12 protein-coding genes are annotated in these 16,227 nt (G+C 65.1%); 2 read left to right on the top strand and 10 right to left on the bottom strand.

Annotated features, from left to right (window positions below; translation table 11 throughout):
• Positions 1 to 54: 54 nt before the first annotated feature.
• The 4 genes from M3C25_RS06190 to M3C25_RS06175 all read right to left on the bottom strand — a co-directional run bounded on the left by M3C25_RS06190 (position 55) and on the right by M3C25_RS06175 (position 4,660).
• Entirely contained in the window at positions 55 to 834 is a 780-nt protein-coding gene (locus M3C25_RS06190) for an ABC transporter ATP-binding protein (protein ID WP_259855361.1), read from the bottom strand.
• A complete protein-coding gene (locus M3C25_RS06185; protein WP_102162123.1) occupies positions 818 to 1,666 on the bottom strand; it encodes an ABC transporter permease in 849 nt (282 codons plus the stop codon). Before M3C25_RS06185 ends, M3C25_RS06190 begins: the two co-directional genes overlap by 17 nt.
• Before the next feature lie 93 nt (positions 1,667 to 1,759).
• Positions 1,760 to 2,938 (bottom strand): FAD-dependent oxidoreductase, encoded by a 1,179-nt coding sequence (locus M3C25_RS06180; protein ID WP_259855360.1) that lies wholly within the window; start codon positions 2,936 to 2,938, stop codon positions 1,760 to 1,762.
• Between the two features lie 144 nt (positions 2,939 to 3,082).
• Complete coding sequence (locus M3C25_RS06175; protein WP_259855359.1) at positions 3,083 to 4,660, bottom strand: HNH endonuclease signature motif containing protein; 1,578 nt, start codon at positions 4,658 to 4,660, stop codon at positions 3,083 to 3,085.
• Positions 4,661 to 4,904: 244 nt separating this feature from the next.
• On the opposite strand from M3C25_RS06175, the gene M3C25_RS06170 reads away from it, so the two are divergent.
• Positions 4,905 to 6,536, top strand: coding sequence for an IS1634 family transposase (locus tag M3C25_RS06170; RefSeq protein WP_259855358.1), 1,632 nt, complete (start codon positions 4,905 to 4,907; stop codon positions 6,534 to 6,536).
• A 326-nt stretch (positions 6,537 to 6,862) separates the two neighbouring features.
• Here M3C25_RS06170 and M3C25_RS06165 read toward each other — a convergent pair whose 3' ends face one another.
• The 4 genes from M3C25_RS06165 to M3C25_RS06150 form a co-directional block, all read right to left on the bottom strand.
• Positions 6,863 to 8,701 carry a dipeptide ABC transporter ATP-binding protein gene (locus M3C25_RS06165; protein WP_259855357.1) on the bottom strand — a complete coding sequence of 613 codons (1,839 nt, stop codon included), beginning with the start codon at positions 8,699 to 8,701 and terminating at the stop codon, positions 6,863 to 6,865.
• A complete protein-coding gene (locus M3C25_RS06160; RefSeq protein WP_259855356.1) occupies positions 8,698 to 9,780 on the bottom strand; it encodes an ABC transporter permease in 1,083 nt (360 codons plus the stop codon). The genes M3C25_RS06165 and M3C25_RS06160 overlap by 4 nt, the downstream gene beginning before the upstream one ends.
• A complete protein-coding gene (locus M3C25_RS06155; protein ID WP_259855355.1) occupies positions 9,780 to 10,871 on the bottom strand; it encodes an ABC transporter permease in 1,092 nt (363 codons plus the stop codon). The genes M3C25_RS06160 and M3C25_RS06155 overlap by 1 nt, the downstream gene beginning before the upstream one ends.
• 141 nt (positions 10,872 to 11,012) lie before the next feature.
• A complete protein-coding gene (locus M3C25_RS06150; RefSeq protein ID WP_259855354.1) occupies positions 11,013 to 12,650 on the bottom strand; it encodes an ABC transporter substrate-binding protein in 1,638 nt (545 codons plus the stop codon).
• Between the two features lie 370 nt (positions 12,651 to 13,020).
• On the opposite strand from M3C25_RS06150, the gene M3C25_RS06145 reads away from it, so the two are divergent.
• Positions 13,021 to 14,583 (top strand): alanine/glycine:cation symporter family protein, encoded by a 1,563-nt coding sequence (locus tag M3C25_RS06145; protein ID WP_259855353.1) that lies wholly within the window; start codon positions 13,021 to 13,023, stop codon positions 14,581 to 14,583.
• A 139-nt stretch (positions 14,584 to 14,722) separates the two neighbouring features.
• Here M3C25_RS06145 and M3C25_RS06140 read toward each other — a convergent pair whose 3' ends face one another.
• Together M3C25_RS06140 and M3C25_RS06135 are read right to left on the bottom strand one after the other, a co-directional pair.
• Positions 14,723 to 14,965, bottom strand: a complete 243-nt coding sequence (locus tag M3C25_RS06140) for a hypothetical protein (protein WP_259799251.1) — start codon at positions 14,963 to 14,965, stop codon at positions 14,723 to 14,725.
• Positions 14,966 to 15,000: 35 nt separating this feature from the next.
• Positions 15,001 to 16,032, bottom strand: a complete 1,032-nt coding sequence (locus tag M3C25_RS06135; RefSeq protein ID WP_259799253.1) for an LCP family protein — start codon at positions 16,030 to 16,032, stop codon at positions 15,001 to 15,003.
• Positions 16,033 to 16,227 lie beyond the last annotated feature (195 nt).

Genomic DNA, 16,227 nt, shown 5'->3' with positions numbered 1-16,227 from the left:
ACACGCCCGGCTCGGCCGGCAGGGCTGGCAGTGTCGCGGGGGCGAGGTCTGCTCTCACTTGTGCTGCTCGTACTCCTTCACGACGGCGTCGGTGTCCCCATCGGCGAGCAGCTCGCCCTTCTCGATCCAGATGGTGCGGTTGCAGGTGTCGCGGATCGAGCGCATCGAGTGGGAGACGAGGAAGACCGTGCCGGCCTTCTCTCGGATGCCGCGGATCCGGGCCTCGGAGCGCTTCTGGAAGTCGCGGTCGCCGACGGACAGGGCTTCGTCGACGATGAGGATCTCGTGCTCTTTGGCGGTGGCGATGCCGAACTTCAGGCGCGCGGACATACCGGATGAGTAGGTGCGCATCGGCATGTCGATGAAGTCGCCGAGGCCGGTGAATTCGACGATCTCGTCGTACTTCGACTCGATCTCTGCACGGGTCATGCCCATTGCGAGGCCGCCGAGGATGATGTTGCGCGAACCGGACAGGTCGCTCATGAGTGCGGCACCGACGCCGAGGAGGTTCGGCCGTGACTTCGCGTAGACGGCTCCCTTGGTGGGCGGGGTGAGTCCGGTGATGGTGCGCATGAGCGTCGACTTGCCCGAACCGTTGGTGCCGATGATCCCGATCGACTCGTTGGCGTAGGCGGTGAAGGATACGCCCTTGAGGGCGTGGACGGTGCGCAGCTCACGGCCGCGCTGCAGCAGGCCCTTAGCCGAACCGGGGGTCAAGCGCTTGCCGGTGGCCAAGGTCTTGAAGTCGACGTAGAGGTCGTCGACGATGACGACCGGCTGGCCGTCTTCAGGACGGCGGTCGTCGGAGGTGCGGTGCTCAATCGTCTCGGCCATATCGCTCCTCAGCTTTCCAGAAGAAGACGACACCGATGCACAGAATGACAACGGCCCAGATGGCGTGCTTCCACCAGAAGTCAACGGGGATCTCGTACTCCGGCAGCAGGATGCCGCGGGCGATGGCGAGCACCTCGTAGAGCGGATGCCAGTCATAGACCGCAGCGACAGTCGGGTACTTGTCGAGGACCGTCGCCGGGTCGAAGAAGACACCGGAAGTGTAGAAGATCATGCGGGAGATGTAGGGCACGAGCTGGCTGAGGTCGCGCAGGTGGACGGTCAGGCGGGCGAAGATGAGGGCCACGCCCTGGTTGAAGACCCAGAAGATGAGCACGAGGGGGATGAGCAGGAACCAGGTGAACTCCGGCCTGGCACCCCACAGCATCGTCAGAATGATCATGAGTGCCAGGGTCGGCACGAAGTTGAGCAGGTTCTGCAGCACGGTCGAGACCGGCAGGACGAGACGCGGGAACGGCAGGGACTGCACGAGCGCTGAGTTCGAGATGATCGACTTGGCGCCGCCGTTCATCGAGGAGTTGAAGAACTCCAGCAGGAAGACGCCGATGATGACGTAGGGGACGAATCCCTCTGGCCGCATGGACCCGAGCACGAGGCCGAAGACGAGGCCGTAGATGAGCGCGGAGAAGATCGGCCGCAGCAGCACCCACAGCATTCCCAGACGGTTGCGCTCGTTCTCGCTTTGGATACGGAACTTCGCGAGGCTGAAGATGAAGTCGCGCCGCCGCCATACCTCTTTCAGGTAGTGGGTCAGCGGCGGGCGAGCACCAACTCTTTCGAGTGAGTACTTCGCCGCCATCTCAGGCATGCTCATGGTGCGCAGAACGCCCTTCGTCGGTTACAGGATCAGTGCGGAACAGAGACATTGTAATCAGCCCCGCTCTTAGCAGTGTACGAGGCCGGGCGCCTAGCTGCGCAGTCGGCGCACCCAGGCACGCAGATCGAGCAGGCCGTCTGCTGCGTCGGCTGGTGTCGGCCGGTCGGCTGCGGGCAGGGCGAGGAGTTTGCGTGCGGCGTTGTGCGCCGGCGGCTGATTGAGGGTCTCGGCCCCGCAGAGCGCTCCGTCGTGGAAGTGCAGCACCTGGAAGCGTCCGGACTGTTGGTCACCGCTGACGATCGCCGTGTCCGTGCCGGTCACTCGGCCTGCGGCGAAGACGCGTTCGGGGCCTTGGAAGCTCCAATGCCACGGCACGTCGTCCCATTCTGCATCGGTGCTCCCGGCCGCGACCTGCTCCCCCAGCCATGTCCCCTGGGAGGCGGCGGCTGCCTCGGATTCCATCGGCCCGGCATCGGCCAATGGGCCACTGGCAAGGTGGGCAATATCACCGATGGCCCATGCGTTCTCGACGGGTTTCCCGTCGATGGTGAGCCGGAGGCTGCGGTCGACGAGGAGGTGTCCGCTGCCGTCGCGGTCCCATTCCTCAGGCAGGGTGGTCGTGAGGGGCGCGCCGCCGATGGCTGCGATCCAGACATCGTGGGCGGTGTAGTCGCTAGGGTCTGCGTCGAGGAGGAAGTTGACGCCGGCTTCGGCATGCCGGTTCATGAGTGCGCGGCCGATCGCCTCGTGGTGCCGGCCGATGAGCGGGCGGTCTCCGCGCAGGTACACGGTGACGCGGTGGCCGGCGTCGGCGGCGCTGCGGGCTGCTTCGAGCGCGAGGTAGCCGGATCCGAGGACGCCGATGTCTGCGTTGTCGCCTGTTGCCGCACGGATGGCCTCAGCGTCGTCAGCGTTGCGGATGGTGTGGACCGGCCCGCCTGGGAGCTCGGTCTGCGGGCGTCGTGCCCGCATGCCTGCGGCCACGACGAGAGCGTCGCAGTCGATGCGCTGGCCGTCGGCCAGATGCAGTCCCCGGCCGTCTGCCTCCACCCGAGTCACTTCTCCTTCGACCAGGCGGATGCCGTCTGGTCGAAGGAGTGGCACATGGTCGAGCTCGTCGGCGAAGAGGGTCTTCGACAGGGGCGGGAGTTCGCTGGGAACTGGGCGCGGGTCAATGAGGATGACGTCCGCGGCTCCACCGGCACCCACGTAGGCGCGGGCGCATTCGGTTCCGGCCAGGCCGGCGCCGATGATGGCAAGAGTTTCCATGCGGTTCATCGTCTCATGTAGGCAGCAGGGCCGGACACTATGTGGTTGTCAAACATCGTTCTGTCACTGCGGTGGTGCTGCAGGCAGCGCTGGTAGAGAAACGACTGAGAATCGTTTCGGGTAAGTCGGTGGCGGCGGTGTGGTCTAGTCAGTGGTGAGGTTGAGCAGCTGTTGGGCGTGTGCCTGCCCGATGGGATTTGTCGGTGGCCTTGCTTGGAGTTGGTGTCCGCCGGGCAGTGTCCAGGTCAGCATCCCAGTGTCGGGACTGCGGGTGACTCTGAGTCTGTCTTCGGTTTTCATCTGGTGATGCTCCCGGCATAACGGGTGGAGGTTCCCCATGGTGGTCGGTCCGCCTCGTCCAGGGTCTTCATGATTGAACGGTTCGATGTGATCGAGCTCTGCTTTCACAGCTGACCGGTCGCAACCAGGGAGTGTGCAGAACTGCCACTTCTCAACCAGCGCGATCCGCATGCGTTCGGGGATCGTGTAGGTCTCAGCAGCGTGGTCGAGGACGGTCCCGTCGGTGGGATCGGTCAGGATCCGGTAGACCGTCGAATGACCAGTCCCGGTGAGCTGGCGGGCGGTCTCAGGTGAGATCGGGTGACCATTGACCATCCCCGGAACCGAATCCGCATCGCCTTCGTCGGTGTTCTTGTCGAGGAGGGCCAGTGCCGGGACGGTGATAGTAATGCGGGCTTGACGTTTGAGCCACTCAGCGTCGACTGGGCACCGGACACCTGTTTCGGCGAGAGTCTCGGCGATCTTCTCAGCGGTCGCGTCGACGTCAATACCGGCTGGATTGGCAGCCTCGACAATCGTGGAGTCACTGTCGGTGGGCTGTGTGGTCAGCGTGCCTGCAGGTTGGGAGCCGGTGAGGAAGTCGAACATCAGCTCACCCATCCCCCGGTCGTCCACGATCTCGCGTCCTTCGGGCACCCCAAGTGGTGCGCCGAGGCCCTTGATGACGCTGCGGGCCATGCCAGCCAACCGCGCTTCTAAGAGCGCGATCTGGTGGGAGGGGCCGCGCGCGATGAGGATCCCCAGCCCGTGCGGCTCGTAGTAGGTCTCGACAGTGCGGCGATCCCGGACTTCTTTCGCGCGTTCCTCGCGCGTAACGAGTGTGGCGATCAGTTGCGTGACTGCTCGTTTGAACGCCGTCATATCCGAGACTCTGATCCGCACAAGTCCTGCATCGAAGTCCGCCAGATGTTCAGGCTCTATGGTCGTGGCGCGCCGGGCGCCGTGGAGGTAGCGGTCGTAGCCGATGACCCCTGCCCGGGCTTGGGCCGTGAACTCTGGCAGCCCGACGAGTCCCGCTGCAGCGACCTGCACGCGTGAACGGACCTGCTTGACAGTCGTGTCGAGTGCGTCTGCCATGTGCATCAGCGACGTCGATGCCGTGCGTTCGACCAGCCAGGCGTAGGCGTTCCGGCGCTGCTCGGCTTCGTTCTTGAAGTCAGTGCCGTCACGGTCCGGGCGGCCGAGCGCACGCGGGTCAGCCGCGAGCTCACGGACCGCATCGACCTGCAGGGAGACATCCTCTGGTGAATCAGAAGCCGTCCGGGCAAGGAAGGCGTCGAAGAGGAATCCAAGCCCAGTCATGCGGCGGTTATCAATGTCCCGGTTGGTTGATCTCAGCCGGTAGAGACAGTCAGCGAAATCAGACGTGTCGACCACCGCGTCGTTGCGGTGGGTCGTGATGACCTGTTCTTCGACGAGCATCGCGGCCACCTCCCTTGTGATCTACCGCGATCTTTCTGGCTTCAAGTCTAAGCGTGTTCGATATGCTGAAACAATAGTTTCGACTGTGTTCACATGTAACTCACATAAACATATGCCTGCTTCGACTCTGACCTGACTTGGCTCACGGTTGTCTTGCTTTCGGTGCTTTGGTTCCGTGACCTGGAGCTTTGCTTGTGATTTCGTGCTTTTTCACGCACTAACGGGGGTCGTTTAGAGTCGTGGGATGGTGTTCATTCGGCGGGTCCGCACGAAGTCCGGGGCGACTGCGGTGCAGGTGGCTGAGTATTGGCGCGGTCGGCAGCGCATCATCAAGCACATCGGGTCGGCGCATACCGAGGCCGAGCTCGGGGTTCTGCTGGCCCAGGCCAGGGGCTGGATCGATGACGGGCAGCAGACGCTTGATATCGACATCGGGTTTGCAGAGATGCCCACTCAGTCGCTGGTTGAGGAAAACGGTGGGCAAGCCGCGCTGCTTGACCCTGAGCCACCTTTTGCTGGGCGTGCTCCTGCCGGACGAGTGGCGGCGACCCCGGCCGGGATCTTGCGGGACGTGCTGACCGCGGCATATCGGCAGTTGGGATTCGACCGGGTCGACGACGCGGTGTTCTGCGACTTGGTGGTGGCCCGGATCGTGGAGCCGACGTCGAAGCGCGACGCGCCTCGGGTGCTGCGCGACCTCGGGTTCGACGCTGTCAGCTACGCCACGATTAAGCGGAGCCTGGGCAGGATCCAGGAACAGGACTATCGGGATCAGATCGCGAAGGCCTGCTTCGCCTACAGCGCCGCCACCACGGGGCTGTCGCTGCTGCTGTATGACGTCACCACCTTGTATTTCGAGGCGGAGAAGGAAGACTCCTACCGCAAGGTCGGGTACTCGAAGGAGCGCCGGGTCGATCCGCAGATCGTCATCGGGCTGCTCGTCGACCGGACCGGGTTTCCCCTGGAGATTCGCTCGTTCGAAGGGAACAAGGCCGAGACGCACACGATGATCCCGGTGATCAAGGCTTTCCAGGACCGCCACAACGTGGCCGATATGGTAGTGGTCGCCGATGCCGGGATGCTGTCGGCGAAGAACCTGCAAGACCTCGACGACGCCGGCTTGCGGTTCATCGTCGGGTCGCGGCAGACGAAGGCACCGCAGGACCTGGCGAAGTACTTCCACTGGCACGGCACCCACCACGAGGACGGGCTGACCGTCGACACCATCACGATGCGGCGGTCGGCACCCGATCCGGACCAGGTGCCGCGCCGGGCCGAGCCGGTGTGGGACCCCGAAACAGACACCGACAAATGGCGGGCCGTCTGGCAGTACCGGCGCAAGAGAGCGCTGCGGGACCGAGCAACGCTCAATCAGCAGCGCAACCGAGCGATCGCGATCATCGACGGGGAACGGGCACCGAAGAAGGCCAGGTTCGTGCGGGAGAAAGGCGGGAAGAAAGAACTCGACGAAGCCTCCTACGCACGAGCTATACAGCTCGTCGGTTGGAAGGGATACTCATCCAACATCCCGGCCAGCATCATGCCGGCGGCAGAGGTGGTGTCGTCCTACCACGACCTGTGGCACGTCGAGCAATCGTTCCGCATGTCCAAGACCGACCTGGCTGCCCGGCCGATCTTCCACCGAGTCCGCGAATCGATCGAAGCGCACCTGACCATCGTGTTCGCCGCCCTGGCGGTATCGCGCTACGTCCAGACCCGCACCGGGCTGGCGATCGGCAACGTCGTCAAGCGCCTACGGCCGCTGCGGTCGGCGACGATCGAGATCAACGGCACCCAGCAGACCTTCCCGCCCCACATCCCCGCCCAAGAAAAAGCCATCATCGACGCGATCATGAACGGCAAACTCACGCACTAACAAAATGAGCCAAGTCAGGTGCTGAAACAATAGTTTCGACTGTGTTCACATGTAACTCACATAAACATATGCCTGCTTCGACTCTGAACTCAGTCTGGCACGAGGCACGGACAACGCTCCCCACGAGCGCTTCCGCCGCCTCGGGCCCGGCCACCACAACCTCGGGCCCGGCGCCCCGCGACAAGCCCACCCACAACACGGAACCGGCCCCGTCGAAAACGACGGAGCCGGTCACGTTCAGCAAGTGGCCAGGCCAGGCAGCCGGGCCAGGCAGCCAGACCAGGCGGGCCCCACGAGCCAGCCAGGCCCCAGGCCCTGCCCTTCTCCTACACGCGAGCGCGGATCTCGCGGGCGAGTTCGCGGCGCTTGGCCTGCTCGACGGGGTCGGGCACGGGCAGCGAGGCGATGAGCTTGCGGGTGTAGTCGTGCTGCGGGCTGCCGAGCACCTGCGCGCCGGTGCCCTCTTCGAGCAGGCGGCCGTGGAAGAGCACGCCGATGCGGTCGGAGAGCATGTCGACGACGGCGAGGTCGTGGCTGATGAACAGCGCGGCGTAGTGGAACCGCTCCTGCAGCTCGGCGAAGAGCTCGAGCACACGCGCCTGGACGGACACGTCGAGGGCGCTGGTGGGCTCGTCGGCGATGAGCAGCTCGGGATTGAGCGCGATGCCGCGGGCAAGCGAGGCACGCTGGCGCTGACCGCCGGAGAGCTCGTGCGGGTAGCGCTGGGCGTAGGCCTCGGGCAGCTGAACGGCTTCGAGCAGCTCGCGGGTGCGCTGGCGGCGGTCGTGAGCGGACATGTCCGGCTGGTGCACGGCGATCGGCTCGGCGACGCACTCGCCGATGCTCAGGTGCGGGTTGAAGGACGCCGCCGGGTCCTGGAAGACGAATCCGATGCGCTTGCGCAGCGGCTTGAACTTCCGCTCCTTGAACCCGACCATCTCATGGCCGAACACGGTGAGCGAGCCGCCGGTAGCCTTCGTCAGTCCGGCGATCGCGCGCCCGATGGTCGTCTTGCCGGAGCCGGACTCGCCGACCATGCCGAACACCTCACCGGGCCGGATCTCGAAGCTGACCCCGTCGACGGCGGTGAAGTCGGGCTTGCCGATGCCGCCGGGGTAGACGATCTCCAGGTTTCGGGCCACGACGATCGGTGCGGCGTCCGGGCGGGTGCGCCCCGCCTCGGCGCCGGTGGCCGCCTCCGAGGCGGCATCCGTCCCAGCAGCACCCGAGCTCGAGGTGGTGGTCACCCGGGCAGACCCCGCTCCCGAGGCGCCGGTCGCCTCGCCGGCCCCAGCCTCGGCATCCAGCCCGCCGGCTTCGCGCTCGGACACCGAGGTCAGGCGCGGCACGGCGGCGAGCAGGTTGCGGGTGTACTCCTCGCGCGGATCGGCGAACAGCGTCTGCACATCGGCGGTCTCGACGAGGTCGCCGCGGTACATGACGGCGACCCGGTCGGCGAGGTCGGCGACAACGCCCATGTTGTGGGTGATGAGCACGATCGCGGTGTCCATCTCGTCGCGCAGGTCGCGCAGCAGGTCGAGGATCTCGGCCTGCACGGTGACGTCGAGGGCGGTGGTGGGCTCGTCGGCGATGATGAGCTTCGCGCCCAGCGCGAGCGCCATCGCGATGACGATGCGCTGCTTCTGTCCGCCGGAGAACTGGTGCGGGTAGTAGTCGCAGCGTTCGGACGCGTTGGGAATGCCGACCTTCTCCATCGCCTCGACGACGCGGGTGCGCAGCTCTTTGCGGCTCATTTTGGGATTGTGCACGCGCAGGCCCTCGGCGATCTGCCAGCCGACGGTGAACACCGGGTTGAGGGCGGTCGAGGGCTCCTGGAACACCATCGAGGCGGATCTGCCGCGCAGTTCGCGCAGCTGTTCGCGGCTGGCGGTCACGACGTTGTCGCCGGAGACGATGATCGCCCCGCCGACGGTCGCGGTCTCGGGCAGCAGGCGCAGGATCGACTTGGCGGTCACGGTCTTGCCGGAGCCGGATTCGCCGACGATCGCGAGCACTTCGCCGGGCGCGACGGCAAGTGAGAGGTCGTTGACGGCGTGCACGTCGCCGCCGTCGGTGGCGAAGGTGATGTCGAGGTCCTCGATGCGCAGCAGCGGCTCGCGCCCCGCGCCCGAGGCGGTGCTCGTCTTGCGGGTCTCGTCTGTCATGTGTTCTCCACCTTCTTCGCGCGGGCTTTCTTCCTGCGCACGCGCAGCCGGGGGTCGTTGAGGTCGTTGATGGACTCGCCGACGAGCGTGATGCCCAGCACCGTCATGACGATGGCGGCGCCGGGGAACACAGAGGTCCACCAGATGCCGGAGGTGACGTCGGCCAGTGCCTTGTTCAGGTCGTATCCCCACTCGGAGGCCGAGGTCGGCTCGATGCCGAAGCCGAGGAAGCCGAGGGCTGCCAGGGTGAGGATCGCTTCGGAGGCGTTGAGCGTGAAGATGAGCGGCAGGTTGCGGGTGGCGTTGCGGTAGATGTGGCGGGCCACGATCCGCGTCTTCGACACGCCGATGACCTGGGCGGCCTCGACGAAGGGCTCGGCCTTCAGCCGCACAGTCTCGGCGCGCACCACCCGGAAGTACTGCGGGATGAATACGACGGTGATCGAGATCGCTGCGGCGAGCACACCGCCGATGACGTTGGACTGCCCGCCGGAGATGACGATCGTCATGACGATCGCCAGCAGCAGGGTCGGGAAGGCGTAGATGGCATCGGCGACGACGACGAGGATGCGGTCGAGCCAGCCGCCGATGTAGCCGGAGATGAGCCCGAGGATGACGCCGAGGAAGATCGACATGAGCACGGCGACGACGATGACGAACACGGCCGTACGCGCGCCCCAGATGACGCGGGAGAGCACGTCGAATCCACCGACGGTGGTGCCCCATGGGTGCTTGGAGCTCGGCGGCTGCTGGGCGCCGAAGCGCCCGGCCTCATCGGCGAGCTGATTGAACCCGTAGGGGGCCAGCAGCGGGGCGAGCAGGGCGGTCAGCAGCACGATCGCGCACATGACGAGGCCTGCGATGAGCATGCCGCGCTGCAGCCCGACGGACTGCTTAAGGTGGCTGATGACCGGCACCCGCGAAGTCCAATGCCGCTGCGAGCCGCCGGTCTGGCCGGTCCCCGCGCCCGAGGCGCCGGTCTGGCCGGTCCCTGCGCCCGAGGCGCCGGCTGCGCGGGCACCGGTGGCGGCGTGTGCGCTGCCGGTGCTGTCGTTCGTGCGATCGGTTGGCTGGGTCATCAGTACCTCACTCGCGGGTCGATGAGGGCGGCGATGATGTCGACGATGAAGTTCGTCACCGCGACGATGACGGCGAGCATCACGACGATGCCCTGTACGGCGACGAAGTCGCGGGCGGTGAGATAGTGGGCGAGCTGGAAGCCCAGTCCCTTCCATTCGAACGTCGTCTCCGTCAGCACCGCACCGGCGAGCATGAGCGCGATCTGCATGCCCATGACGGTGATGATCGGGATGAGGGCCGGCCGGTAGGCGTGGCGAGTCACGAGCCGGAACTCGGAGACGCCTCGGGAGCGGCCGGATTCGATGTACTGCTGGCCGAGTGTGCCGATGAGGTTGGTGCGCACGAGGCGGAGGAAGGTGCCGCCGGTGAGCAGGCCGAGTGCGATCGCCGGCAGCACGGCGTGGCTCATGACGTCGGTGAAGGCGGCCATGTCGCCGATGCGCAGCGCGTCGATGAAGTAGATGCGGGTGGGTGCGACCACGCCGCCCATGACGAGTTCAGTCGAGGAGCTTGCACGGCCGGCGATCGGCAGGATCGGGAAGAGCACGCCGAAGATGAGCTTGAGGATGAGGCCGGCGAAGAACACCGGGGTGGCGTAGCCGAGGATCGCAAGCACGCGCAGGGTGGCATCGGGCCAGGTGTCGCGGAAGCGAGCGGCGATCATGCCCAGCGGGATGCCGAGCAGCAGTGCGACGATGAGCGCGAAGAACACGAGCTCCAGCGTCGCCGCCCCGTAGGTCATGAGGATCGAGGTGACCGGGCGGTTGTCCGACAGGGTGGTGCCGAAGTCGCCGCGCAGCATGTTTCCGAGGTATTCGAAGTACTGCACGAGGATCGGCCGGTCGTAACCGGCCGCGGCGACGCGCTCGGCCAGCTGCGCCTTCGTCAGGCGCCCGCCGAGGGCGGCCGTGATCGGGTCGCCGGTGATGCGCATGAGGAAGAAGACGAGGGTGGTGAGGATCCACACGGTCGGGATGATGAGCAGGAACCGGATGAGGATGTATCTCCCCAGGCCGGATCCGGAGCTGCGTTTGGCCGTCTTCGCCGCTGGATCCTCAGCGAGATCGGGCACCTGGACGCTTGCGGTCATGGGTTCACATTTCGTGGGTTGGGATCTGGGTGGTTCTGGTCTCCGCCGCCGAGGCGTCTCTCGCCTCCCGGCAGACCGGAGCCGAGGCGGGGGGTCTGGTGGGATCCCCGCCTCGGCTGCGGTGCGCGGTTCAGTCGGGCGTCACTTCTCCAGCAGCGCCAGGCGGAACTGGAAGGACGGGTCGAGGGTGTCGTCGACGCCCTTGACGTCCGTGCCGGAGACGGCGATCTGGTTGCCCTGCAGCAGCGGCAGGGTCGGCAGCTCCTCGCCGACGATGTCCTGCGCCTTGCCGAGCTCCTCAGCGCGCTTGCCCTCGTCGGCCTCGGAGCCCTGCTCCTTGAGCAGCGTGTTGAGCTCGTCGTTGGTGTAGTGGTTGGCGAGGAATGACGGGTTCTCCTCGGTGTTGTAGAAGAACGGCACGAGGTAGTTATCGCCGTCGGCGTAGTCGGGGAACCAGCCGAGCTGGTACAGCGGGTAGACGTCGGCGGTGCGGTCCTCGGCGTACTTGACCCATTCGGTGGACTGCAGGTCGACGGTGAACAGGTCAGTCGACTCCAGCTGGTCCTTGATGAGCGCGTACTCGTCACCAGACGACGGGCCGTAGTGGTCGGGGTTGTACTGCAGCTTCAGCTCGACCGGGGTCTCAACACCGGCGTCCTCGAGGCGCTTCTTTGCCTTCTCAACATCAGCGCCGCCGTTGCCGTCGCCGTACATCTCCTTGAGCGATTCCTTCGCCGCCGGCAGTTCGGTGGGCATGTGCGAGTACAGCGGGGTGTAGGTGCCCTTGTAGACCTGGTCGGCCACGGCCTCACGGTCGATCGAGTCGGCCATCGCCTGGCGGACGGCCAGTGCCTTGTCCTCGTCGGCCTCATCGGTCTTGGCACCATAGGGCATGGTGTCGAGGTTGAAGACGATGTAGCGGATCTCACCGCCGGGGCCCTGGTGGACCTCGACGCTGTCGCTGCCTTCGAGGTCTTCGATGTCGGTGGCCGACAGCGAGCGCCAGGCTACGTCGATCTGGCCCTTCTCGACGTCGAGCTTCATGTTGTTGGCGTCCGAGTAGTAGCGCATCTGCACGTTGGACGTCTTGGCCTCGCCGAGCGAGCCCTGGTATTCGGGGTTGGCTTCGTAGGCGACGAGCTCGTTGAACTGGTACGAGCCGATCTTGTACGGGCCGCCGAAGGCGTCGCCGGAGACGATGTCGTCGTCTTTGGTGATCTCGTCGGCGGAGAAGGTGTCCTCATCGACGATCGGGCCGGCCGGCCCGGCGAGCACCTGCGGGAAGATCTGGTCGTTCTCCTTGTTCAGCTTGAACTGGACCGTCAGGTCATCCGGAGTCTCAACGGATTCGAGGCTGCCGAGCAGCGAGGACGGGCCGTTGGGATCGGCGATGCCCAGCTGGCGGTCGAAGGAGAACTTCACATCCGAGGACGTCAGCTCGTTGCCGTTGGAGAACTTCAGGCCCTCCTTGAGCTTGACCTCGAAGGTCTTCGGATCAGTGAAATCGGCCGATTCGGCGATGTCGTTCTCGATCTCGGCGGTGCCGGGCTTGTAGCTCAGCAGGAAGGGGAACACCTGCTTCATGACGAAGAAGGAGCCGTTGTCGTAGGAGCCGGCCGGGTCGAGGACGGTCACCTTGTCGGTGGTGCCGATGGTGAGCGCATCACCGGACTCGCCTTCGCCACCGCCGCCGGTGGTCGAGGTGGAGCAGGCCGACAGCACCATCGCTGCCGCGCCGAGCGCTGCGCCGGTGGCCAGCAGCTTGCGTGATCGGAACATGAACGCGCCTTTCGTCATTCAGGAGTGGAGCAGACGTCATCCTAGTGCTGCAGTGTCACGAGGCGACGGCTTGAACCATGTATATCCCAGATCGCAACCGAAGTGTGACCGTGGGCACGGGACTCCCCCGCACCTGCGGACATTCGTCTGCGCACCGGATGCATACCAGGACGCGTGTCATGACGCCAGAGGGTCACGGTGATTCACAGTGAATTGACACACACCGCGGAGTGTGGCTGAATCAGTCCGTGTGATGCCGCGCACAGAGATCGTGCACGTGCTGCTCCCCCTCCCTCTCACATCCGGGATCGGAGGATCCCACTGCCTTACCCGAGGCGGTGGCTGGGCTGATTTCCTAAGGAGTCTTTTCATGTCAGACATCATCAGTCTGCTCAACGACCTCGTCTGGTCGCCAGTGCTCGTGTACCTGTGCCTGGGCGTGGGCGTGTTCTTCACGATCCGCACGAAGGCGATCCAGATCCGCCGCATCGGCGACATCTTCGTCTACATGTTCACCGGCAAGGGCTCCTCCTCGGGAGTCTCGTCCTTCCAGGCCCTGGCGGTCTCGCTGTCCGGCCGCGTGGGCACCGGCAACATCGCCGGTGTCGCCACCGCGATCGCGCTCGGCGGCCCGGGCGCGGTGTTCTGGATGTGGATGGTCGCCCTGCTCGGCGCCTCCACCTCGTTCGTCGAATCGACGCTCGGCCAGATCTACAAGGAGCGCGACCGCGACACCGGCGAGTACCGCGGCGGCCCGGCCTACTACCTGGCGAAGGCGTACGCGCACACGAAGGCCAAGGGCCTGTTCCAGCTCTACGGCGCGATCTTCGCCTGTGTCACGATCTTCGCGATGAGCTCGCTGCTGCCCGGCGTGCAGGCCAACGGCATCTCCTCGGCGATGGCCAACGCGTGGGGCCTGGAGCCATGGATCCCGGCTGTGGGCATCGTCATCGTGCTCGGGTTCATCATCATCGGCGGCATCAAGCGCATCGCGAACTTCGCCTCGATCGTCGTGCCGTTCATGGCTGTCATCTACATCATCGGCGCGATCATCGTCGTCATCATCAACGCCTCCGCCATCCCCGAGGTCATCTCGCTCATCTTCTCCTCAGCCTTCGGCGTCAACGCCGCCTTCGGTGCCGTCATCGGCGAGGCTGTGGCCTGGGGCGTCAAGCGCGGCATCTACTCCAATGAGGCCGGTCAGGGCACCGGCCCGCACGCCGCTGCCGCCTCGGAGGTCTCCCACCCGGCCAAGCAGGGCCTGGTGCAGGCCGGTGCGGTCTACATCGACACGCTGCTGGTGTGCTCGGCAACGGCGTTCATGATCCTGTCGACCGGCATGTACCGCGTCTACGAGGGTGAGGACGGCGGCCCGCTCGTCGGCGACGGCGGACGTCTGCCCGAGGGCGTCGAGGCAGGCCCCGGCTATGTGCAGAACAGCTTCGACACGATTGTGCCGGGCCTGGGCGCGAGCTTCATCGCAGTCTCGCTGGCGTTCTTCGCCTTCACCACGATCGTGGCCTACTACTACATGGCCGAGACGAACCTGTCCTACCTGCTGCGCAACTCGCGCAACGTGCTGCTGCGCAGCGTCCTCATGCGCCTGCTGCAGCTGGCGATCCTCGTGGCCGTCGTCATCGGTGCCGTCGGCGGTGCCGGCGATGCCTGGACCCTCGGCGACATCGGTGTGGGTCTCATGGCGTGGCTCAATATCATCGGCATCCTCATCATCCAGGGTCCGGCGTTCAAGATCCTCAAGGACTTCGAGGCCCAGCGCAGGGCCGGCAAGGATCCGGTCTACATTCCGGAGACGTGCCCGATCCCGGGCGCCGAGCACTGGGAGTCGGGTCTGCACATCGAGGCGCACGAGGAGGCCACCGGCCAGAAGATCGACCGGCGCACCGGCGATCTCCTCGACCTCCCGCGGCCCTGAGCTGCTGGCCTGACCGGCAGGGCACCTGACCGGCGAGTCACCTGACCGGCGAGTCACCTGACCGGCAGATCACTGACTGAACCGGCCCTGGCCGATGGAAAACCCATCGCCCAGGGCCGTAGTCACATCTGAAAAGCCCTCAGCCGTGCACGAACTCGATCGTCGTCGCGGTGCTCGGAGCGATGTCGATGACCAGGCGTCCGTCCTCGGCGTTCTTCACACCGCTGCCGGAGTCGGCGAATTCGGCGAGCTCCCGGTACCCGGTCTCGCTCTGCGCGGCGTTCGACGGCGCATGGATCTGGGCGGCCCGCTCGGCGGTGAAGCCCTCTCTGCCGTTGGTGCAGCCTGAAACGAGGAGCGTGAAAGCAAGAGCCGACGCCACACCGGTTCTGACGAACTGTGGCCGAACTGAGGTTGTCACAGGTGCTGCTGGTCGGCGTTCTCGGCGTAGTCCTTCACCGTGTCGTCCTTGAAGGCCTTGCGGACATTCTCGAGTTCCTTCTCGTCGACCTTCACATACGACTGGCCGTCAGCTGAGCGGCCGGCACCCGCGATCGGAGCGGTGAAGAAGTCGATGTCATCGCTGCGAACATCGCGCATCGCCAACGCGTATCGAGAGATCGCCGAGGAATGCAGTCCCGAATCCAGGTACATGTAGGGCGAAAAGTCCCGGACCATGCCGGTCACCTTGTTCGGGTTCGACAGAGTATCGGCGTCGACGATCTTGCCGAACAGAGAGGACATGAACTCCTGCTGGTTGCGGGCACGCTGTAAATCTCCGTCAGCGAACTGCTTGCGTGCCCGCACGAAAGCCAGCGCTGCTTCACCGTCGAGGTGGTTCGTCCCCTCCGTAAAGCTATGACCGCCGCTCGAGAATGCCTGCGAGGATTCGACATCGACGCCGCCCACCGAGTCGGTGAGCAGCTGGAAGCCCTCGAAGTCGATCATCGCCACGTGGTTGATCGGCGCCCCGATGAAGTCCTCAACAGTGCTGACCGCAAGCGGCAAGCCTCCATACGACAAGGCCGCGTTGATCTTCGCCTTGCCGTGACCTTCGATATCGACCCAGGAGTCACGCGGGATCGACATGAACTGGATGCTCGAACGATCCTCCGGGACGTGGGCAACCATGATGGTGTCAGAGCGGAGTCCGCGCGAGTTCGAGAAGGCCACCTGGTCCATGGGCTCATCTGCGCCGAGCACAAGAATGTTCATCGCACCGCCGTCGACCGGCGGCGGTGTCTTGTCACCGAAAACATGCTCGTCAGGGATCGTGTTCGAGTTCTTGTCAAAGGTCCGGCCAAGGTACCACGCATATCCGCCGACCGTTGCAACGAGTACAAGAACAAGGATGAGGAATCCGAAGAGAATCTTCCTGCCGGTTCGGCGAGTCTTGCGCCGCGGCCCCTGGCGACGCTCCGAGGCATCCTCAAATATGTCGTCGGGCATTACATGCGTCATTGGTTGTCCTACTCGTTCCACAGGTATCGGGAGCTGCTGACCCCTGAGGCGTCGATGGCGGTCGCCTGACTTCTGACGGCATACAGTCTTCAGAGTCTTTCCGCACAATGATAGAGCGTGACTGCTGAAGGTTTGGTTGACTTCGCGACTGGATAGATTCCAGGAAGGTGAGAGGTCGTGCCA

It is taken from the genome of Brevibacterium luteolum (assembly GCF_025147615.1).
GTDB lineage: Bacteria > Actinomycetota > Actinomycetes > Actinomycetales > Brevibacteriaceae > Brevibacterium > Brevibacterium luteolum.
This window is presented reverse-complemented; position numbering and strand designations above follow the sequence as displayed.